The following is a 20,743-nucleotide window of genomic DNA, read 5'->3' as shown; positions in this document are numbered from 1 at the left end:
ACCGGAACCGCCGTTCGAGAAGTTACGACCGGAACCGCCGTTCGAGCGATCGCGATGCGACGACGACGCCCTTTTACTCACCCCCCGCGCACCGTTTGAGCATGTACTGGCGCGGGCACATCGGGATCGGGCTGTTGGTCTACGCGCCGATCGCCGCCGCGATGCTCTCGCGCGGCGAGCCGGCGCTGGCGGCCCTCGGCGGCATGCTCGCGGTGGTGTTCGCCACCCTGCCGGACGCCGACCAGTCGCTGCCGATCCCCCATCGTGGCCCGACCCATACGATCGCCTTCGCGGTCGGGGCCGGCCTCTTGATGGGACTCCTCGCCGCGGCCGTCCTCGCCATCGGCACGACGTTCGGCGTCGCAGCCGTCGCCGACACGCCGAGCTGGACGCCCGCCTTCGTCGCGGGCGTGGTGACGCTCACGCTCTGTTCTCACCTCGCGGGCGACTCCATCACGCCGATGGGGATCCGCCCGTTCCGCCCGCTCTCGGACGTCCACTTCACCTTCGATCTGACGCCCGCGAAGAACCCACGGGCGAACTACCTCTTCCTCCTCGCCGGGCTCCTCGCGACCACGGCGGCGGTGTGGCTGACGATTTAAATACGGGGGACGCCCGGTTCACTCCTCACGCTCGCGCTTCGGGACGCGCCCGAGCGGATCGTCCACGAGGCTCGGATGGGTTCGCTGGCGCTCGGGATGTGGCTCGGCGAAGTACTCGCGCATCGCGGCCATCGATTCCCGCTCGCGGGCCCGACGCTCCGTCTCCGTGATCTCCTCACAGCCCGGCGGCACGTCCCGTCCGCGGTCGGTAAAGTAGCCCTCCGGGACGACCCAGTCGTGATAAAAGGGGACCGCGGAGTCGTGGATCAGCGTCGTCGCGACCGCCGCGCCGTGACCCGCCGCGATGACCGTCTGATGGTATCGCTCGGCCAGCCGCCCGGCGACGTAGAGCCCCTCGACGTTCGTCCGGCCGAGCCCGTCGTCGTCGACGTAGCGTTTCGATCCCGCATCGCGGATCTCCACGCCGAGCGCGTCGAGGTAGTCCGCGTCGCTCCAGGAGGCGGCGATGACGCGCTCGCCGGCGATCCGGTAGGGTTCCGTTCCAGTGTCCCCGTCGTCACTCACCCGTCCACCACGGCGGTCCGCCTCGCGCTCGACGGTCGCGATAAATCGCCCCTCGTCGTCCATGTCGAGTCCCGTCACTCGGCCGGCCCGGCGGTCGACGCCGTTCCGGGTCGCCTGCGAGCGAAGGAGGTCGAGGAAGCGCCGGGGGTTGATCCCCGCCGGAAACCCCGGGACGTTTTCGAGGTGGGCGTTGCGCGCGAGGATCGGCTCGCCGGCGTTGATCACGACGGTATCGAGGCTCGCGCGGGCGGTGTAGACGCTCGCCATCAGCCCCGAGACGCCCCCGCCGACGATCAGGACCTCGTAGGTGTCGAGCGCTTCGGCCGCGGTGGCGGGGGCCGGTTCAGGGTCGAGACCGGTCTCGGGCGCTGCGTCGGTGTCCCCGGGTGTATCCGGGGTTGGGTCGGCATCGGTGGACGATGAGAAAGCCGGCTCGGACGTCTCCGGTTCGGCTGGGGATCGGTCGCTCATGGACGGATCGGGTCGGGGGTATCCTTAAAAGTGGTCGCGCGCCACGGCCTCAGAGGTCGCCGGTCCGGATCCACATCCCCTTCGAGGCCGGGGCGGATTCCTCGAACCCCCAGCGCTCATAAAAGCCGTCAACGTCCGCGAAGAGGTAGACGTAGCCGCCGGGCGGCGCATGATCGGACAGCCAGGTCATGAGCGCATCGAACATGGCGCTCCCGATGCCCTGCCCCTGATGGGACGGCTCGACGGCGACGTCGACGATGAGGAAGGCCGTTCCACCGTCGCCGACGATCCGTGCCATGCCGACCGTTCGGTCGTCTCCGGCCTCTCCACCGACTTCGGCGTCTCCGGCCTCTCCGCCGACTTCGGCGTCTCCGGCCTCTCCACCGACTTCGGCGTTCCCGTCCTGTCCGTCCCCCTTATATACCGCGCAGACGCCGTAGGTCGTGTTCGGGAGGCCAACTTCGAGCCCCTCGGGTGGTCGGTCGGTCATTCCCGCCAGCCGCCGAATTCGACGAAATTCGGATATCGACGGCGTCCCCTCTCGGAGGCGATAGCCGTCAGGGAGCATAAAAGCGGTACCGTTGATGGGATCGGTCATACGGGCTCGTTTCCGTCTCGGCGGCAGACGTCGTGGGCGATGCGACGTTACTCCTCGTCCGCGTCGACCGCGTCGTCGCCGTCGACTGTGTCGTCGCCGTCGTCGTCCGCATCCTCGTCAACCGCGAGCAGGTCGCGCTCGGCGAGGATCGACTCCAGCTCCGCCTCGCTCGGTTCGGTGAACGTCTCGTCCTCGACGGTGATCGTGGCGACGCCGACGCCCTCGGGGGTGAGCCCCTCGTCGTTCGTCTGGGCGAGCGCGTCGAGCGCGAGCCCGAGCGCCTCGTCGGTGGAGAGGCCCTCCTCGTAGTGCTCCTCTAGGAACTCCCGGAGGTCGCTGCGATCCGAGCCGATCGAGAGCGCCTTCCATTCGTAGGGGGTACCGGAGGGATCCGTCTCGAAGAGGCGTGGCTCGCCGTTTTCGATCCCGCCGACGATGAGCGCGACGCCGAAGGGTCGCGCGCCGCCGACCTGGGTGTACTGCTGGATGTGGTCGGTGATCGTCTTCGTCAGCGTCTCGATGCCCATCGGCTCGCCGTAGCGGAGGCGGTTGATCTGCGCCTGCCGGCGGGCGAAGTCGATGAGCTGGCGGGCGTCGGCGACGTGGCCGGCGCTCGCGATGCCGACGTGGTCGTCCGCTTTGTGCAGCTTCTCGACGCTCGCCGGCTCCATGAGCGGGGAGCGGGCGCGCTTGTCGGCGGCGAGGACGACGCCGTCCTCGGCGCGGACGCCGACGCTTGCGGTCCCTCGTTTTACCGCCTCCCGCGCGTACTCGACCTGGTAGAGCCGACCGTCGGGGGAGAAGATGGTAATTCCGCGGTCGTACGCCTGTTGTTGGGATTGGCCCTGCATGATATCACTCGGTGTCGAACGCCGTCGCGCCGACGTGGTCCGACTCGACCGCGACGTCGCGTGCGTCACCGCGCACGACGGCGGATCGCTCGGCCCCAGCGAACGCGACGGCTCGCTGTATTGGATCGCGGCCCGCGCCACCCATATATCTTTCTTCACAGGCACGAACCGTCCCCGAGATCCCCCGCACCCGGATCCCGATCGGATCACCGTCGACGGCGTGCACACAGGCGATCGCCGCCCGAGCCGCCTCGACGTGTCCGCGACGCGTCCGGACGACGGCCTCGCCACGGCCGTCCGCAAGGGTAAATCCCAGAAGCGTCAGGTCGACGTCGGCGCTGCCGGCGTCGCCGAGGAGGTTGCCCGCGGCGTACCAGAGCGCCCGCTGGAACCCACGGCGCGAGATCGACGCGTCCGGCCACGCCTCGATCCCGACCGCGAGGTATCGCCAGCGCTGCCGGAGGTGTTTCGGGAGGTGTTTCATCGCGTTCGACCCCCGAGCGGCGAGGACACCCTATGAACGGACATGAGTCACTCCGCGCCGGGCACCGCATCGCCCGACCCGATCCGCTCGGCGACGATGACGGCCACCTGATCGTGTACGCGCTCGACGGCGACGACGGCGAACCCCACGTCGGTGAACGCCTCGACGAGCGTGCCGACGGTCGCCGGGTCGTCGACGTCCGGATTATAAAACGGCTCGCTCGGGTCGGGTGATTCGAAGAACGCGACATCGCCGAGGACGATCCGCCGGGCACCCGTTTCGGCCATAACCCGGATCGCCTCCCGTTTTTCCTCGTCCGCGAGGTGATGCAGCGCGAAGTTCGAGGTGACGATATCGATGTGCGCGTCGGCGTCGACGTTCGGGTCGCGGAACTCGCCGTAGGCGAACTCGACGTTCGAGAGGCCGGCCTCCTCGGCTTTCCGGCGGCCCTCCGCCATCATCCCCTCGCTGATGTCGCGGGCGATCACCCGCTTCGCCTCCGGCGCGAGCGCGAGCGTGATGGCCCCCGTTCCGGCGCCGAGATCGAGGACGACGTCCTCGGCGGACGGGTCTGCGTGTTCGATCACGAGGTTCACACAGGCGTGATACTCCGCGCTCTTCGAGTCGTCGTACGCCGCGGCCTTCGCCGAGAAACGCTCGGCGTGTTCCTCAACGCTCCGTTTCATGTCTCCCCCGTCGGACCCCGGGCGCAATGAAGCTCCCGGAGCGCCGCTCCCGGTTGGTCGTCACGATCTCACCCCACGCCGTGAGCCCAGCACGGATCCAGTCCGGATCGAAGCCGGCGGCCGCCGCCGCCGCGACGAGCTCGCGTGGCGCGCGAAGCTCGAGCTGTGACCGGGCGTTGACGCTCACGACGTATGGGGCGTCGTAGTACGTGAGGATCTCACGAAGCTTTCGGAGGTTCGAGAGAGCGCGGACGCGCCGGCCGCCCGTCGCGCGGAGCAGCGGCCCGAGGTCGACCTCGACGTGCACGCCGTTGTCGCGGGCGGCCTTCGCGAGGACGTGGTTGAACCCGCCGCCGTCCGCCATCGGCCGGGTCAGAACGTCGACTCGGGGCTCCTCGACGGCGAACCGGTTCAGCCGGTCATCGCCGCCGACGAGACAGACGACCGTGTGATCGGGCCGGTAGTTCCCGACGGAGCCACCCGCGCTGGCCGGCCCGTCGACGTCGATCTCGACCGCGTCGACGACGTCGATCCCGTACTCCTCACGGATCGCCGCCACGCGCGTGGCGTTCGGCGCGGCCGTCGTCGCGGGGTCGGTGGCCGTGGGGTCGACCTCGACCGCATCGCGGGTTCGGACGACGATCCCGTCGTATCCGTGACGGGCGGCCGTCCGCGCGTGACGTGCGACCGTCGAGGCACCGTCCGGATACGCGTGGACCGCTTCGTACATGGGGGTCGTTCTCGGCGGAGGGGTTTCGGCGTTGCGCTTCACGTCGCCTCGGCGACGATCGGCGGTCCCGACGGGCTTTTGACTCGCGAGGGAGAACGCGGCGCATGGCTGCGGACCTCCGTGAGAAGACGGATCGATACGAGCGGATGCTCGCGGACGCGCTCGCGGCCGCGGAGCCGCGGCCCCCGGCGGAGACGCCGCTCGGCGACGCCGCCGCGGACGTCGTCGAGATGGCGACCTCGTATCTCGAGGACGGGAGACACTTTCGGGCCGAAGGCGACCTCGTCAACGCGTTGGCGTCCTACTCCTACGGCTACGGGTGGCTCGACGCCGGGGTCCGTATGGGACTGTTCGCCGTCCCCGAGGAAACGGAGTTGTTCACGACCTGACCGATGGGGCGATCGCCGCGATGGCCCGGCCGTCCGATCGGTCGGTCCGAGCGACCCCGGCCGATCTAACCGACCCCGCCGAGCGCTGCCGCTCGCGGGCAGAATGTGCCGTCGACAAAGGGTGTCGGTCGTGCCAGCCGGATCGACCCGCCGTAATCGACGGCCCGAGCGGGCGGACACGACGTGACCACCGGAGCGAAACCGGGGGACGGAAGGGGGGGGGATGGACGCTCCGGTGATGATACTTTTGAGCCACTCGTATATAAGCTTATTGTGGAAATACGTGTGAAAGAAACAACACGAGTGCCTATCGATGTCCGCCTCACAACACGACTGCCTATTGTTGTCGTCGAAGGACGCTCCGACCGAAAAACAGCGTGAGCGCCAGCGCGAGCACGGCCTGTCCGGGACCAAATCCGGGAACCTCATCGGCCGTGATCCAGCCGGAGCCGTCCCCGTCGCGGTCGACACGGTTGAGATCTGAAAGCGAGATCACGCCGTCATCGTCCGATCCTCCCTCGTCGGCGGAGTCCGCATGGATCCCGTCCCAGCCGGGAACCGGGGGCCGCCTCGGAGAACCGGCCACATCGTCGCGGTAGGCGTCGAGATCGATACCCGCCACGGACGCGACGTGTGGCGGGAGCGACCGTGCGTGGACCGTCCCTTCGATGGGTGGCGGTCCGTCGGGGTCGCCGGCGGCACCACCACCCAACCGGTCCGTTCCGGAGCTACCGCCACCACCACCGGCCGCGCCGCCCGTCGCACCGCCACCGGCCGCGCCGCCCGCCGCACCGCCACCGGCCGCGCCGCCGCCCCCACTTGCGTCATCCTCAGCATCCGTGTCGGTAACGCCCAGTGCAGCGGTTATGTTCGCGAGGTCCGTGACGTTCTCCACGTCAGTCACGTTCTCAATGTGAGTGCTGTTCGCGATTTCGGTGATGTTCTCCGCGTCCGTGGCGTTCGCGAGGGCCGTCACGTTCTCCGCGTCCGTGGCGTTCGCGAAGGCCGTCACGTTCTCTGGATCCCCGGCATCCGTCACGTTCTCGATGAAGGACTCGAGATCATCGTCATCGATCGCCACGTCGTCGTCACCGTCCTCGGCGTCGTCACCCTCGGTGTCGCCGTCCGTCGCCTCCTCGTCGCCCGTCTCGTCACCATCGGCACCCTCGGGCGTCGAGTCGTCACTCCCGCTCGTTCCGCCGGAACTCCCCGTCGATCCGCCGCCGGAGCCACCGCCCGATCCGCCCGTCGTCGACCCGTCGTCCGTCGATTCGTCGTCCGCCGATCCGTCGTCCACCGATCCGTCGTCCACATCGGAATCCTCGCCGTCCGATGGGTCGCCGGCGTGGATGAGCGTCGTCGAGACGAGGTCCGGGTCGTCGGTCACGTCGGCCTCGAACGGCTCGTTCGTCGTCCGGACGCGATCGTCGGTGACCGCGACCGAAAGCCGCAGCTCGGCGTCGGCGTCCGGCGTGCCGTTCTCGAAGGGGATGTCCGCAAAGCGCATGGCCGCGTGGAACCGGTCGTCGGCCACGCCGGCCGTCGAGGCGCTCGCGAGCGCGTCGTCCGTGAGCGTCGCACGTGGAGGATCGTCCGTCGTGTCGGGCTCGGCGACGAGCTCGACGGCGAGGCCCTCGTGACTCGCGAGGTCGTCCACCCCGTCGATCGGGCCACCGGCGTCGAGGAGTCCGTCGAGCCCGGTCGCATTCGCCACGAAGACGAGGGTGTCGTCCTCCGAGACCGTGTCCGCGGGTTCGAGGGCCCCCGTCTCGCGGGCGGCCGCAACGGCTTCGGGATCCGAGAGATCCGCGGGGGTCAGCGTGTCGCTCGTGAACGCCGTGAGCGACCGTGTCTCGCGGGGGTCGAGGGTGAGCGTCATTCCGTCGTCCGGGTCGCCGTCGGCGGTGGCCTGAACCGTCAGGTCGTACTCGCCCGGCGCGAGGAGGTCGTCCGTGGTCGGCTGATCGAGCAGCGTGGCGCTCCCCTCGCCGTCGAGAACGGTCACGAAATCGTCCCCGTGATCCGGATGACCGGCAGCGTAGGTGTTCACCCCGAGCGTCACCGGCTCCGCCGTGGGGAGATCGAGCGCGACCGACGCCTCGTACTCGTCGTGTGAGAGATGGAGTCGGGCGTCACTCGTCGAGTCTGGAACGTAGACATCTTGCACAAAGATATCCCCCTGAGAAGCAGATGGTATTGGCTCTGTGAAAAATGCCTTATCTCCCTCAAAATCCGCCACATTTATTTTTGAGATAACTTCACGATCTGCATCAAAGTCACTAGTTACGAGTTGATACTCTCCCGATTCAAGTGAACTAAAGTCGAGACTAACAGACCCAGTAGGGTTAAAAAGATACAGACCGCCGTCAAACAGGAGATACTTATCTTCTAAGTGACGATCACCGTATATCTCACCACGATCAAGTTCATCGAAGTTCTCATCAGTATAATATTGTTTTTCTTCAGATACAGTCTTCCAATCATCTGTGTTTGCAAAAACATCAACTATCTTGGATGACGGAATAGGTTCAGAATTACTATCTAGGAGTTGAATCTCAGAGACAAAACCGTCTCTGTCTGAGTTGTCGATAGTCAGTACTGATGTGAGTGAGTTACGTGGATTAATATAAACATCATTTATATCGTAATCAGTGTTGCTCTCTTTTATAGAGAAAGTCTCGCTCTGAACATATCCATCGTCCAAATAATAGGTTCCAGAATCAAGTCCTGTAGTCTCAAACTTCGCAAACAACCCTTCACCTTCAGGCAGTTCCGAATAAACCTTAGATGGTTCATTGTCGTTTTTAACTTGATAAAGACCAATGGATCTGTCGACATCTGATGCAGGGTAGGAGAAAGATTGTCCCTTAAATACGACGTCAGGAATATCTTCGTCAGTAGTAAACGTTCTATCTGTGTTTATTCCGCTCGTTCCACCAGATCGTATTGAAATGCTGGCAGCGTCAGCGATACCTCCATCAACAAAACCGGAGTGCTCATCTGAGTTCTTTATTAGAGTATCGCTATTTGGTGGAACATAATCACCTTCATCAACCTCTGACGAAACAGAGTGTAGAACAGCAACATACTCTCCACTTTCCGAAATCGCCAACGCATTGTCTTCACGATCACGTAATTTGAGAGGAATATTTTCATTCGTGCCGACAAGTACATCTGAACTACCGACCAAGTCTTCTGGGTGGTAATCTTCAGTATCTGATTTATATAATGCTACAACGAATGGATGATCCTTTCCAGAAGCTCCCTCTAGACTAGCCTCCTGGATTTCGATATAATCCGAGATTGAGACATCTCGTTCTATATCATTGAACCCAACTCTTCCTTCATATACCGAAGCTTCTGCTGTCTCAGTTTGAGCATTCACTAAATCCTCAGGAACACTGGATCCATCGAGATCAGTATCTTCAAATTCTGATTGGGGAATCGCGCTGATTCTAATGTGGCCAGGATACCAATAAAAATCATCTAGTGGAACAGTGACAGAGGTCGAATCGGCTATGGACTTCTGATCCACCTCTTTACCACCCGCTTTCTTCGTTTTTCCATCCCTGTCGTATGTTGCGAGCAGTTTTACATCAACATTAGAACTGAAATCAGAAACGGTGATGGACGGAAACGACAATGTCCGATCAGACTTTATTGTACTAGAGACGGTTCCCTGATCGGAGACATCAAATTGGGAGAAATATACAGGGAAGTCGGAGGAACTGGTAGATTGAGACACAGAACTAGGTGATGTAGATAGTTCAGGTGAATATTCTTTTGTGACTACGATTTTATATGACAGTTTCTGGGATTGATCTACCTGATCAAGCTTAATTCCGTCAATTTTTAAATCACGGACCTCAACGCTGGTGTCGGATCCCGAAACATCGACTGAAATGCCTAAAATATGCTCGTCTTCATCAATAGAATAGACATAAGCGTCGGATATCGTCCCACCACTAACGGAGGCAGATTTGAGCTCGGCTGATTCGATTGAAACATCTCCATCAGCTAGGTTGGGAAGACCGAGATGGAGATGGATCATATCATGAGTATCGGGATAGTCATTGTCCAGGTTGATTCTAACATCTCCGATATAATGTGTAGTGTCACCGGACGTCAGCGGCTCTGGCTCCGGTGTGTTCGTTATTTTAATCTCAGAATCTTGTGACCCTACCCCAACCGCTGAAAACATCCCGACACCGATCAGGGAGGCGGCGGTGAGGAGCGTGATCGTGAGAACGATACGGCGACGGCGTGCGGATTCGAACGACATGGTCGGCATCTCCTTCCACATCCGACCGGACCGAGGATCGGCACACGCGATGGGAGCCGGCGGGCGTCACGAATACCGTCGGTCGGCGGTCGTGGAACGCACGCGGAGCGAGTCGATCGGGTATATAAGTGAGTTCCGAACACGCAGCTTTCGAATCACGGACAGTGTCGCCGCCGGTGAAACGATCGAAAATCGACCGATGACGCCACGATCACCCTCCAGACCGCCACGGGAAGACCGACCGCCGAACCGCCTACCAGCCGGCCGAAACATCACCGACTGGCCGCCCGGCGAACGGCCGGCCGACGCCGGCGGCAAAAACGGTCGGTTCCGCCCACGAGTGTTTATATACTCGCGGTGACGCGCGGCGCGCCCGCGACGCTCGCGACGCGTCGCGATGTCTGGAGAGCCACCCATCATGGGACGGCAAAAAAGGCGTCAGCGGGGGCGACGCGGATCAGACGCGACGGTCGCGACGGTCGCGGCGATCGCGGCGGGTCACACGGCGTCCGGCGAGCAGTGCGGCGGCGAGCAGCGCGCCGAGTGTGACGAGCACGCCGAAGCCGGGCGCATCGTCATCGACCGGTTCCTCACCGTCATCCACATCGGTCGGCGCGTCGTCCGCGTCGTCCGCGTCGTCGGCGTCATCATCGACGTCAGCCGCATCGTCGGCGTCGTCTGCGTCGTCGGCCTCGAGTTCCTCGACGATAAGCTCGCCGGCGACGCTGGCGTTCGCGGAATGGACCGCGTGGACGTAGGTGCCGGGCGTGTCGGGCGCGTCGACGTCAAAGGAGACCGTCTCGTCCTCGTCGGGGGCCAGAGACACCTCCTCGGTGGCGATCGACTCGTTCCCGAACCGGAGCTCGACGGTCTGGGTCGCCTCCGTCCCGCCGATGTTCGTCACCGTCGCCGAGACCGTCAGGGGGTCCCCGGGCGCGACGGTCGCGGCCGCGGGATCGAGCGCGGTCACGTTGAAGAACGCGGGGTCGGCCGCGGGCGGATCGTCGGCGTCGTCGTCGCCGACGGGCGCACCGGAGGTCACCCCGGTGTCGGTCACCTCGAACGTGAACCGATAGTCGCCCGCGTCGATCTCGGTGAAGTCGGCGGTCAGTGAGCCGTCGCGCAGGCCGCGGAGCACGAGAACGTCCTCGTCCGCGTGGGCGTCGTGAACCACGCCGTCGACGGCGAACGGCTGGCGGTCCTCGTAGGGGTCGGGGTTGTCCGCGGCCCCGCCGGCGCGGAAGAGGTTCTCCAAGTCCGCATAATCGAGGCCGTCGGCGCTCACGTTGAGGTTGTAGCGCGCGCGGTTCGAGCGCATCTCGAGGTCAACGTCGTCATCGGCGGTGGTGATCCGGTCCTGGCCCCACTCGACGCGGAGCGACTGGTGGGCGACCTCGAACGGGCGGGCGTCCCGCGCGTCGACGAGTTCGGTGGCGACGCCGTCGGAGCCGAACCGGATCGCCTGCGAGCGGTCGCCGTCGGGGACGAGGACGTACTCGCCGCGGAGCGAACCCGTCGCGATCCGCAGCGAGCGGTCGTCATCGAGGCCGTACTCGCGGACGAACGAGCCGGCCCGGTCGGCGCTGCGGTCATACCGACGGAGCTCGACCGCCTCGGCGTCGGTGACCTCCTCGGGGATAGCCGCGCCGAGTTCCTGACCGGCGAAGTGAAGTCCGCCGGAGCGGAGCGCGGCGTCGACGCCACCTCGCTCGACCGGCGGCGGCGAGACGGATGCGGCCGTCTGTGTGCCGTCGAGCGCGGCGGTGGTCGTATCGGACGGTGCGGCTGCGGTGGGGGCGGCGCCGGCGAGGGGGATCGCAACGACGGACAACAGCATGACCGTCGCAAGCAGCGTGGCCCCGACCGCGAGGATCGGGGTGGATCGTGTCGACATCGGTGCTGCCCGAATGAACCGGGTAAATAAGAACTACTCGGCGACACCGCTGTCACTCTGGCGGTCGGCCGACGCCCAATCATGGGCGGAACGACAGTTCCATCCGACGGGAGGCGCTCCCAGCGTCGGAGGCCAATGTAGGTACACCCGATATCGTTCACGCCCGTCGACGCTCATGCCCGTCGACGCTCATGCCCGTCGACGCTCACACCCGTCGGCTCACATCCGGCGTCACTCGGTACCGTCGTCGCTCACGCCCTTCACGCGTCGATAGGCATATGCGACCGCTCCGCCGAGCGCACCGAGCGTCACGCCGACGCCGAAGCCGGGCGCGTCGACGTCGGTTCCGTCGTCGTCCGTGGTGTCCTCTCCCGTGCTGTCTTCATCCGGGGCGCCATCGTCCGTGGAATCGTCGTCATCCGACACGTCGTCGGCGTCCACCGAGTCGTCATCGGCGACCGTGACGGCCACGTCGTCGGTCAGCGTGAACGCCCGTCGCTCGGTATCGACCGCTTGAACGCGAACCGTTCGGTCCCCGGGATCGAGCGTGGGCTCCGCGGTCGCCTCCGGATCGTCGATCCGGGCGGCGATGTCGGCCTCCGGGACCTGATCGCCCGGTGAAACCGGGTCGCGATCGACGAGGACGACGAAGCCCCCACGGTCCGGTGCCGGAGGTGTATCGGGAACAGCGAAATCGAATCCGTCGACGTCGATCGCGACCGTGACCGTCGGTTCGACCGTCGCGTCCGGCTCCGGGCGCTCGATCGAAACCCGTCCCTCGGGGTCATCGTAGGCGATGGGCGAGACCGTCGCGGTGACCGTCACCGGGTCGTCGTCCGAATCGAGATACGGCCCGTCGCCGTCGTCGGGGAACGTGAACGCCTCTTCGGTCGTCTGCAGATGCGCGGTGACCGCGAGCGTCGTCGGCCCCGAAAGCGATGAGTCGAGTTCGATACTGACGTCCTCGTGACGGCCGGCCGACAGCGGCTCGGTCACGCCACGGGTCCCGGTGTCGTCGTCCGGATCGTGGACCCGGAGGTAGCCGCCGTCTTCAAGCTCCGCGGCCGCAACTCGGACCGTTCGTCCGGGGGTCCAGCCGTCATCGAAGGTGACGCTCGCTTCCGGTCGGTCGTCGGGATGTGTCCCGACCGATCCCGACATGCGGGAGTGGGCGGTACAGACGTATCCGTCGAGGTCGGCCGCCAGCGACTCGGTGACGGTGAACGACATCGTCTCGCCGTCGTCGCTCCAGTCGACGTCGGGGGCGTCCTCGAAGCGGCCGCCGGCGTCCTGGCTGAGAAGCGGCTCCCCGTCCGCATCCTGCAGCTCGAACGGGTGGGGCCGGAACGACGGGTTTTCCACCACGTATCGGGTGTCGACCGCGAACCGGAGTTCCGGGTTCTCCCCGTCGGTCGCGACGACCGCGGGGTCGTCCTCGCTCTCGGCCTCCCAAGCCGTGGAGCCGACCGCGGAGAGCCGGAGCCGAACGGCGTCGTCCCCGGCGGCGGACGCGGCCGTCGATCCGAGGACGGCGACCGTCCCGAGACCCGTCAGGAGCCCTCGGCGGCTCGGTGTCGGCGTTCCGGCTGTGGCCGACCGGTCATCGAGCCGGTCGGGATGTCGACCGTCCGGTGGGTCCTCAGAACGTCGACCGCCCGGTGGATCGTCTGGACGGCGTGAGGTGGTTGCTCGGCGATCTCGGGAGGGGTTCGGTGGGCCGGAAGGCCTCATAGACGTCACAAGGGATGGATCGTCTTCAACGATGCGTCCGTGCGCTGTCTTCAACGATGCGTCCGTGTGCTCGGCCGCGTGCGTCGTGTGCGGAGGCGTGAACGTCGTCACTCGCCGGGTGGGTCCGATAAAAAATTCCGCACGGGGGCCGGCCCGGGTGGGCCGGTAGTCAAACCGAAATGGATCGGCTCGCGTCAGTCTGTGCGTCGCGCGTCCTGTGTTCCGCAGTCGTCCGGGTTAGGAACGACGGCGGACCGCGAGCAGCGCCGCGGCGAGCAGCGCGGCGAGGGCGACGAGCACGCCGAAGCCGGGCGTGTCGTCGTCGACATCGGCAGGCTCGTCATCAGCGTCGGCGTCGTCAGCGTCGTCGGCGTCATCGACATCGTCGTCGTCAGCGTCGGGGTCGACGATGGTGAGCGAGCCGGTCTCCTCGTCATCCTCGGTCCAGACGCTGTGGGTGTAGTCGCCAGCGTCGAGGTCGGACGTGTCGATCTCGAACTCGGCGGTGACGTCCTCACCGGCTTCGAGTTCGATCTCCTGGGTGGCGATCGTGTCGCCGTCGACACGGACCTCGACGTCCTTCGTCGCGTCCTCGGTACCGGTGTTGGTGATCGTCGCGGAGGCGTCGATCACGTCGCCGAGTTCCACGTCAGCGTCCGCGGGGTCGAGGTCGCTGACCTCGAAGACGGCTGTCGCGTCGATCTCGTCGACGACGATACCCTCAGCTTCGACATCGTCCGGGAACTGACCGGTCGGTCGGAGCGTGAGGTCGAACGTGTCGCCCACGTTCTTGCCGCTGAAGTCGAACGTGCCGGTCACGTCCTCATTCTGGGTCACCACGAGGTCGCTGTCGGACATGATGAACGACGGGCGGGTGTCGCCGCTGGAGCGAGCGCGGATGGTGAGTTCCGTCCCGGGTGCGACGTTCGTCGAGGCGACGATCTCGACGTCCTCGGTCGCGGTCACCTCATACGGGTCATGCCGGAACTGCCCCGTCCGTTCCTCCACGTCGAAGGACGATTCGATCGTCTGGAAGAGATCGTCGAGGTCGTCATCCTCCTCCTCGTCGAACTCGAGCAGCCACTCGTCTTCGATCCGGACGTTCATGATGAACTCGTAGTCGTCCTCCTCATCGAGCGCCGCGCCGGGATCGAAGACGTCATGGTCGTCGTTCCAGCTGTCAGTGTCGACCGCGATGAAGACGGTGGACTGTCCGGCCGTCGTGATGATCTCGTAGTCGGCCTGCTCCCAGTCGACCAGCCGGCGGTCGGCGTTTGGTCCGGCGCTCGCGCGTGTCTCACGGAGCCGGACGCGGGCCGCACGGTCGCTCTCCTCCTGTGCTAAGAGCGTGTCGTCGGCGGCGTTGTTCGTGTTCGTGATGGCGCTCAGGCCGCCGTTATCGGTGGCGTACTGGAACATGCCGTCGAGGCCGGTCGCGTCGAGTTCGAAGATGGCCCAGTCGTCCTGGGTGACGAGGTCGCGCTGGGTGACGTTGCCGGCCTCCGCGCCGGCGAGGACGTCGTCGACCGCGTCGATGTCGTCGACGGTGTCGGCGGCGGCGGTCCAGACGTTCAGCCCGGTCGTCTCGCGCTCGTCGATGAGCAGCGAGCCGACGTCATCGGGGTCGTCGACGGCATCGTCGAAGTCGCCGAGGGCGATGACGGACATGTCGTAGTCGCCCTCGCTCAGGATGAACTCGAGGGTATCGGAGTCCTCGTGTTCCTCCGTCTCGCTGTAGTCGATCGCGGCATCCTCGTCGGCGTCGTCCTCATCGACCCAGATGATGTCTTCGAGGTCCGTTCCGTCACCGTCGTCGCTCGTGCCGGCCGTGTAGGTGTTGAAGTAGAGCGTGATCCGATCGTCGTCGTTGAACGACTCGATCGTGACGTTCAGCTGGTAGCCGAAGTCGTCGATCTCGCCGATGACCAGCAGGCCGGAGTCGGCCGCGTCGTTGGCCTCGACCGTGATCGAGGCGACGCCGCCCTGTGCGACGTCGACCGTCGAGTCGACGAAGCTCAGTTCCGCGTCGTCGACGTCGTCGACGGTGATGCTCGCGGTCGCCTCGGCGGCGGTGTCGGTTACCTCGAACAGGAACTCGTAGTCGCCGCCGTCGATTCCGTCGAAGTCGACCGCCTCTTCGCGGTCGGTGATCCGGTGGAGACCGATCTTCTCGTCGTGGTCGAGGTCGTCGTCCTTGCCCTCGGCGTACAGGAAGACGTTGAACTCGCCCCAGATGTCGCCCGAAGTGACGTCGTCCGCGGTGTCGAACTCGCCGTCGTAGGTACCGGCACGGATCGCCTCGTAGAGGTCACCGAGGTCGTCGATGTCGTTGTCCGGATCGATCAGATCCTCCCGGATCGAGTTATCCCCCGCCGGGTGGTTCTCCGAGTCAGCGTCGACGAAGATCGTGAAGAGTTCCTCGGAGTCGAGGTCGCCGTCGGCGCTGACGTTCAGCGTGTAGGTGCCGCGGTTCGAGGAGATGTCGAGGTCGGTCTCGGAGTCCGCGCCGAAGTCGGTGACGACGTCGTCGTCGAACGCGGCGTCGAGGCGCTGGATCCGCACCTCGAAGGTGTCGTCCATGCTCGGCGTCGATGAGAGGCCGCTTCCGCTCAGGAAGTAGTCCCCGCTGTCCAAGTCGTCGGTGTCGATGCGGACGACGCGGTCGCCGTTGTCGGCCTCGACGTCGAGCTCCTCGATGAACGTGCTGGAGGAAACCGTGCTGCCGCCGTTCGACGTGTCCGTCACGCGGCGGAGGTCGACCTCGTCACCGGGGTCGAGGCCGTCCACGGTCGCGGTGACCGCCTGTCCCTGCCATGGGTTTTCCGGGTCGTACGAGTCGATGGCTGGCGATGCCGCCGCGGGTGTGACGGTAACGCCGACCGCCACCATGGAGAAGACCATGATGGCGCTGAAAAAGACCGAGACGGCCTTCGTGCGCGTATGGTTGTGTGTTCGGGTCATGGTTGCTGTTGGGTTTCACGACCACAGCGGCGCGTTCGTGGTCGCCGAGCCAGCGGCTCCCGGTCGTTCGGAACGAACGGTCCCTGACTCCGGCAACGGTGCGTCGCGTTGCGGCCCTGGGTAGGGGTACAGCCGAACCGATGCCGGGTGTTTATAAGTACTTTCTCTATCGTGTATATCCGCTAGAACGTCGATACCAGCCTTCTCAGACCCTCTATCTACTGGTTAGCTTTTTGACCGAATCGTCCCCTTATATACTTACGCACGTGTCTTCGCAGGCGTGCACACGTGAAGAGACGGTCGGGTCCAGACGGGGGAGCCCGCACAGCGCGGTCGGTTCACTCGGTGGCGTCGGCGTTCAATGCGGTGGCATCGGCGTTCACGGCGGTGGCGGATCGCCGTCGCTCACCGGGTGGGTCCGATAAAAATACCGCAAGGGGACCGGCCCGGGTGGGCCGGTGGTCAAACCGAAGTGGACTGACTCGCGTCAGCCCGCGTGTCGCGCGTCTCGTGACTCGCTGTCGTCCGTGTTAGGGACGGCGGCGGGTCGCGAGGAGCGCGGCGGCGAGCAGCGCGACGAGTGCCACGATGGCACCGAAGCCGGGCGTGTCGTCGTCGACGTCGTCGACATCGTCGTCGTCGTCAACGTCGACGTCGTCGTCGTCATCGACGTCGGGTTCGTCGTCGTCGACTTCGACGGTCAACGTGCCTTCAGCTTCGTCGTCCTCGGTCCACACGCTGTGGGTGAACGTGCCGTCGAGGCCGGTCGTGTCCACGTCAGTGAACTCGACCGTGGCGTCCTCGTCAACGTCCAGCTCGAGCTCTTCGGTCTCGACGGTGTCACCGTCGATGCGGAGTTCGACATCCTTCGTGTCTTCCTCCCCACCGGTGTTGGTGACGGTCGCGGAGACGTCGATCAGGTCGCCCTCATCGACGGTTGCCTCTGCGGGGTCGAGATCGTCGACCTCGAAGACGGCAGGCTCAACGACTTCGTCGACGATTTCACCTTCGGCCTCAACGTCGTCGGGGTAGTCCCCGCCGCGCAGTTCGAGGTCGTAGGTGTCACCGACGTTCGTGTCGCTCAGGTTGAACGTGCCGGTCACGTCCTCGTCCTGCGTGACTTCGAGGTCGTCGTCGGTCATGATGAACGACGGACGCGTGTCGCCGGACGAACGGACGCGCATGTCAATTTCGGTGCCAGGCGCGATGTTCGTGTCGGCGTTGAACTCGAAGCCGTCAGTTGGCGTTGCGTTGTACGGGTCCTGCTCGAACTCGCCAGTTCGCTCCTCGACGTCGTACGTCGAGTCAGCGGTCTGGAAGAGGTCCGAGAGATCGTCGTCGTCCTCATCGTCGAACTCGAGGAGCCAGTTGTCCTCAAGTCGGATGTTGGTGTTGAACTCGTAGTCGTCTTCGTCATCGAGTTCTTCTTCATCCTGGCCGATGAACGGGCTATCTTCGTCGTCGTCCCAGTCCTCGGTCTCGATGGCGACGAACGCCTCGCTCTGACCATCACTGGTGATGAACGAGATGTCCGTTTCCTCGAGCGCGGAGAGACCGTCCTCGCTGGAGCCGCCGATCACACGGCGGTCGACGTTCGGACCAGCGCTGGCACGCGTCTCGCGGATGCGGAAGCGTGCGGCGCGCTGGTTCTCATCGTCGCCAGCGTCTTCAGCGTTGTTGAACTCGAACAGGTTGTCAGCATCGCCAGAGTCCTTCAAGTCGCCCTGACCGAAATCATCATCGGTGACTGGCGTCACGAAGTCTGCGAATTCGGCGTCAGACCGCTCGATGTAGGCGAAGACGCCATCGAGGCCGGTGTTCGAACCAAGCTCGTGGATGATAACGTCTTCCTGCGCGACGAGGTCGCGCTCGGTGACGTTACCGGCTTCGATGCCTGCGAAGACATCGTCGACATCGTCTTCGATGTCATCGAACGTGTCGTCCGATGCCGTCCACGTGTTCACCTGGTGTTCGTCACGGTCTTCGATGAGCAGCGAGCCGACGTCATCCGGATCGTCGACTGCTTCTTCGTAGTCCTCCTCAGCGAGGACCTGCATGTCGTAGTCACCGTCGCTCAGGATGAAGTCAAGCGTGTTGGTGTCGAAGGACTCTCCACCGTCGTTTTCGGTCCCTTCGTCAACATCACCGTAATCTTCGAAGCTGATCTCAGCGCCTTCGTCTTCGTCGTCTTCGTCAACCCAGACGATGGTGTCGTCGTCAACACCAACATCGTGGCCGGTCGTACCAGCCGCGTAGGTGTTGAAGTAGACGGTGATCTCGTCAGTCTCCTCGTTGAACTCGTCAATGGAGACGTTCATCTGGTAGCCGAAGTCCTCCTTCTCACCGATGACAAGGACACCGGAGTCGGCAGCCTCGTTCGCACCGACGGTGATGCCAGCGACGCCACCCTGTGCGACGTCGACCGTACCGTCGACGAACTCGAGTTCAGCGTCGTCAACGTCTTCGACAGTTATCTCTGCAGTGTCCTCAGCGTCGGTGTCGAAGCCTTCGAAGAGGAACTCGTAGTCGTCATCGTCGACGTCCTTGAAGCTGACTTCCTCGTCGAGGTCCTGGTTACCGAACAGGCCAACGAGTTCGTCACCATCGAGGTCGTCTTGGTCTTCGTCTTCATCGTAGAGGAAGACGTTGAACGTACCGAACGTCTCGGGATCTTCAACACCGTCAACGCCGATGACTGCGTCCTCGACCTCATCTTCAGTCGAGGTGTCGCCTACCTCACGGATGTTGTCGACGAGGTCCTCGAGATCGCCGTCATCGCGGATCTCTTCGAGGTCAGTGTCGGCGTCGAATCCGTAGTCTTCGAAGGTCTCGTCGTCGTCGACGAGGATGCCGAAGAGTTCGTAGTCGTCAAGGTCACCGCCAGCGCTGGCGTTCAGCGTGTAGGTGCCACGGTTGGAGTCGATGTCGAGGTCCGTCAGCGCGTCGCCGCCGGTGTCAGAAACCGTATCATCGTCGAACTCGGTGTCGAGATCCATGATACGGGTTTCGAAGGTTTCTTCCTCAACAGGGTTGCGTTCGAGGTCGCCACCGCGGAGGAAGAAGTCGCTCGAGTCAAGACCGTCGGTGTCGATTTCGACGACCCAGTCCTCATGCTCGATGTCAGCTTCGTCATCACGTGCCTCGATGATGTCTGCGATACGCTGATCAGCGTCGGACGCATCTTCACCCTCTAAGATGAGTTGCTGGGAGTCGAGCTCTTCAACGAACGAGCTGGAGTCGACGATGCCGTCGTCGAAGTCATCGACCTCACGGAGGTCGTATTCTTCCTCGCCAGCGTCGTTGATCGGCTCACCGTATGCGTAGACGTCCTGGCCAGTCCACGGGCGGTCAGGAGCGTATTCGACGCCGGTCTCTTCGACTTCCTCAGGCTCTTCTTCTGCCTCAGACGTGACCTCCACGCTGGTCGACAGGCCATCAGTGTCGTCACCAGTCGTTACAGAGTGGAAGTACGTCCCCTCTCCGAGAAGATCGGCGTAATTGAATTCAACTTCGACACTTTCGCCGCCTTCGATGTTATCCTCGCGCAGGTCTTGGTGCTCGATACCACCGTCGTCACCATGCGAGAGTTCATCGGTGTCGTCATTGAAGTTGTATTCAATGTCGTTAGACGCGTCGTCAGCATCAGCGTCAGCCCCACCTTCGTTGGTGATCTCAGCAGTGACCGTCATGTCGAAGTCAGGCTGGACTTCGGACGGTGCATCGAGATCCGTAACCTGCAGGTCAGGCTCTTCAAGGATGCTGAGCGTCAGCGTCTCGCTGGTGAACTCGTTCTCATCCTCGGTGTCATCCGTAACGGCAGAGTCGAGTTCCTCCAAGTCCTCAAAGTTTGTGCTTGATTCTTGAGTCTCGTCAACGATCACAATACGGTGATCATAATCGCCAACATCGTCGCCATCTAGGTCCTCAATGGCGTCTGCTGCTGCGGTGAATTCTCCAGTAACATCCTCGTTATGGAGGTCGTCAAGATCTCCTTCCTGTGTTTCGAGAACATATTCTGTGTCCTCAATTTCGATGACGAAGGCGACTTCGTCAGTTCCAGCAAATGCATCGCCTTCATCTTCCTGATCCGTACTGACCGTGTACGAAAGATCAGGAGACTCAGCAAGTTCGGTTTGATCTACACCTGTACCTTCAACGATTTCATCGCCGTCTTCGACTTCGTCGTACTCGATGTCGACGTTGTCGGCGTTGGATGAAACCGCGGCGGCCCCACCGGCAAAGCCGGCAAAGCCAATCGCCACCATGGATACAACCATGATAACCGAGAAGAAGACCGCATTGGCCTTCTTTCGTGTTTCGTTATTGTCGCGTGTCATGTTTAGTTTCGTTTTTCTGTACCGCGACAGCAGCTTTCTCCTGACCTTCGAGCCACGCCCGATCGTCGCATACGGCACCAATTCATTCATCAGGGGTACGGCCGGACTCGGTCCGAGGGATACTCATCTCCTGCCACTTGGGTAGGGGTACACTCGAAACCTACAGGGCCGGTTATAAATACTTTGTGTGATTAAGGGGTGA

Annotated in this window: 13 protein-coding genes; 2 read left to right on the top strand and 11 right to left on the bottom strand. The window is 63.7% G+C overall.

The window, feature by feature from the left end; translation table 11 throughout:
* Positions 1–101: 101 nt before the first annotated feature.
* The gene (locus CHB65_RS07320; protein ID WP_089384406.1) at positions 102–602 is read left to right on the top strand and encodes a metal-dependent hydrolase; all 501 of its coding nucleotides are present in this window, start codon (positions 102–104) and stop codon (positions 600–602) included.
* A gap of 18 nt (positions 603–620) precedes the next feature.
* Here the strand turns inward: CHB65_RS07320 and CHB65_RS07315 are convergent, their stop codons facing one another.
* The 6 genes from CHB65_RS07315 to CHB65_RS07290 form a co-directional block, all read right to left on the bottom strand.
* The gene (locus CHB65_RS07315) at positions 621–1,394 is read right to left on the bottom strand and encodes a thioredoxin reductase (protein WP_089384430.1); all 774 of its coding nucleotides are present in this window, start codon (positions 1,392–1,394) and stop codon (positions 621–623) included.
* Positions 1,395–1,647: 253 nt separating this feature from the next.
* On the bottom strand, positions 1,648–2,196 hold the full coding sequence (locus CHB65_RS07310; RefSeq protein WP_089384405.1) for a GNAT family N-acetyltransferase: 549 nt from the start codon (positions 2,194–2,196) through the stop codon (positions 1,648–1,650).
* A gap of 47 nt (positions 2,197–2,243) precedes the next feature.
* Positions 2,244–3,047, bottom strand: coding sequence for an archaeal proteasome endopeptidase complex subunit alpha (psmA, locus tag CHB65_RS07305; protein ID WP_089384404.1), 804 nt, complete (start codon positions 3,045–3,047; stop codon positions 2,244–2,246).
* Between the two features lie 4 nt (positions 3,048–3,051).
* Positions 3,052–3,531 (bottom strand): Rpp14/Pop5 family protein, encoded by a 480-nt coding sequence (locus CHB65_RS07300; protein ID WP_089384403.1) that lies wholly within the window; start codon positions 3,529–3,531, stop codon positions 3,052–3,054.
* A 47-nt stretch (positions 3,532–3,578) separates the two neighbouring features.
* Complete coding sequence (locus CHB65_RS07295) at positions 3,579–4,217, bottom strand: class I SAM-dependent methyltransferase (protein ID WP_089384402.1); 639 nt, start codon at positions 4,215–4,217, stop codon at positions 3,579–3,581.
* The gene (locus CHB65_RS07290; protein ID WP_089384401.1) at positions 4,201–4,947 is read right to left on the bottom strand and encodes an RNase P subunit p30 family protein; all 747 of its coding nucleotides are present in this window, start codon (positions 4,945–4,947) and stop codon (positions 4,201–4,203) included. Before CHB65_RS07290 ends, CHB65_RS07295 begins: the two co-directional genes overlap by 17 nt.
* Before the next feature lie 104 nt (positions 4,948–5,051).
* Here CHB65_RS07290 and CHB65_RS07285 point away from each other — a divergent pair, with 104 nt between their 5' ends.
* Positions 5,052–5,336 (top strand): DUF357 domain-containing protein, encoded by a 285-nt coding sequence (locus CHB65_RS07285; protein ID WP_089384400.1) that lies wholly within the window; start codon positions 5,052–5,054, stop codon positions 5,334–5,336.
* A gap of 337 nt (positions 5,337–5,673) precedes the next feature.
* Here the strand turns inward: CHB65_RS07285 and CHB65_RS16810 are convergent, their stop codons facing one another.
* The 5 genes from CHB65_RS16810 to CHB65_RS17610 all read right to left on the bottom strand — a co-directional run bounded on the left by CHB65_RS16810 (position 5,674) and on the right by CHB65_RS17610 (position 20,541).
* The gene (locus CHB65_RS16810) at positions 5,674–7,503 is read right to left on the bottom strand and encodes a hypothetical protein (RefSeq protein WP_143420360.1); all 1,830 of its coding nucleotides are present in this window, start codon (positions 7,501–7,503) and stop codon (positions 5,674–5,676) included.
* Between the two features lie 2,572 nt (positions 7,504–10,075).
* On the bottom strand, positions 10,076–11,512 hold the full coding sequence (locus CHB65_RS07270; protein ID WP_089384398.1) for a PGF-CTERM sorting domain-containing protein: 1,437 nt from the start codon (positions 11,510–11,512) through the stop codon (positions 10,076–10,078).
* A gap of 231 nt (positions 11,513–11,743) precedes the next feature.
* Positions 11,744–13,243: a DUF7282 domain-containing protein gene (locus tag CHB65_RS07265; protein WP_089384397.1), complete on the bottom strand. Its 1,500-nt coding sequence runs from the start codon at positions 13,241–13,243 to the stop codon at positions 11,744–11,746.
* Between the two features lie 237 nt (positions 13,244–13,480).
* Positions 13,481–16,204 (bottom strand): BGTF surface domain-containing protein, encoded by a 2,724-nt coding sequence (locus CHB65_RS07260; protein WP_143420359.1) that lies wholly within the window; start codon positions 16,202–16,204, stop codon positions 13,481–13,483.
* Positions 16,205–16,734: 530 nt separating this feature from the next.
* Positions 16,735–20,541, bottom strand: coding sequence for a BGTF surface domain-containing protein (locus CHB65_RS17610; RefSeq protein WP_281251558.1), 3,807 nt, complete (start codon positions 20,539–20,541; stop codon positions 16,735–16,737).
* Between the last annotated feature and the right edge of the window lie 202 nt (positions 20,542–20,743).

Source organism: Halorubrum vacuolatum (assembly GCF_900188065.1).
In the GTDB taxonomy this organism is placed as follows: domain Archaea; phylum Halobacteriota; class Halobacteria; order Halobacteriales; family Haloferacaceae; genus Halorubrum; species Halorubrum vacuolatum.
Note: the sequence above shows the minus strand (reverse complement) of the source record. Positions and strands in the feature narration are given on the sequence as shown.

What these genes read in the sequence shown, in the direction of transcription:
- CHB65_RS07320 (WP_089384406.1), top strand. Translation starts at nt 102, where the DNA reads ATGTACTGGCGCGGGCACATCGGGATCGGGCTGTTGGTCTACGCGCCG.
- CHB65_RS07315 (WP_089384430.1), bottom strand. Translation starts at nt 1,394, where the DNA reads ATGGCGAGCGTCTACACCGCCCGCGCGAGCCTCGATACCGTCGTGATC.
- CHB65_RS07310 (WP_089384405.1), bottom strand. Translation starts at nt 2,196, where the DNA reads ATGACCGATCCCATCAACGGTACCGCTTTTATGCTCCCTGACGGCTAT.
- psmA (WP_089384404.1), bottom strand. Translation starts at nt 3,047, where the DNA reads ATGCAGGGCCAATCCCAACAACAGGCGTACGACCGCGGAATTACCATC.
- CHB65_RS07300 (WP_089384403.1), bottom strand. Translation starts at nt 3,531, where the DNA reads ATGAAACACCTCCCGAAACACCTCCGGCAGCGCTGGCGATACCTCGCG.
- CHB65_RS07295 (WP_089384402.1), bottom strand. Translation starts at nt 4,217, where the DNA reads ATGAAACGGAGCGTTGAGGAACACGCCGAGCGTTTCTCGGCGAAGGCC.
- CHB65_RS07290 (WP_089384401.1), bottom strand. Translation starts at nt 4,947, where the DNA reads ATGTACGAAGCGGTCCACGCGTATCCGGACGGTGCCTCGACGGTCGCA.
- CHB65_RS07285 (WP_089384400.1), top strand. Translation starts at nt 5,052, where the DNA reads ATGGCTGCGGACCTCCGTGAGAAGACGGATCGATACGAGCGGATGCTC.
- CHB65_RS07270 (WP_089384398.1), bottom strand. Translation starts at nt 11,512, where the DNA reads ATGTCGACACGATCCACCCCGATCCTCGCGGTCGGGGCCACGCTGCTT.
- CHB65_RS07265 (WP_089384397.1), bottom strand. Translation starts at nt 13,243, where the DNA reads ATGAGGCCTTCCGGCCCACCGAACCCCTCCCGAGATCGCCGAGCAACC.
- CHB65_RS07260 (WP_143420359.1), bottom strand. Translation starts at nt 16,204, where the DNA reads ATGACCCGAACACACAACCATACGCGCACGAAGGCCGTCTCGGTCTTT.
- CHB65_RS17610 (WP_281251558.1), bottom strand. Translation starts at nt 20,541, where the DNA reads ATGACACGCGACAATAACGAAACACGAAAGAAGGCCAATGCGGTCTTC.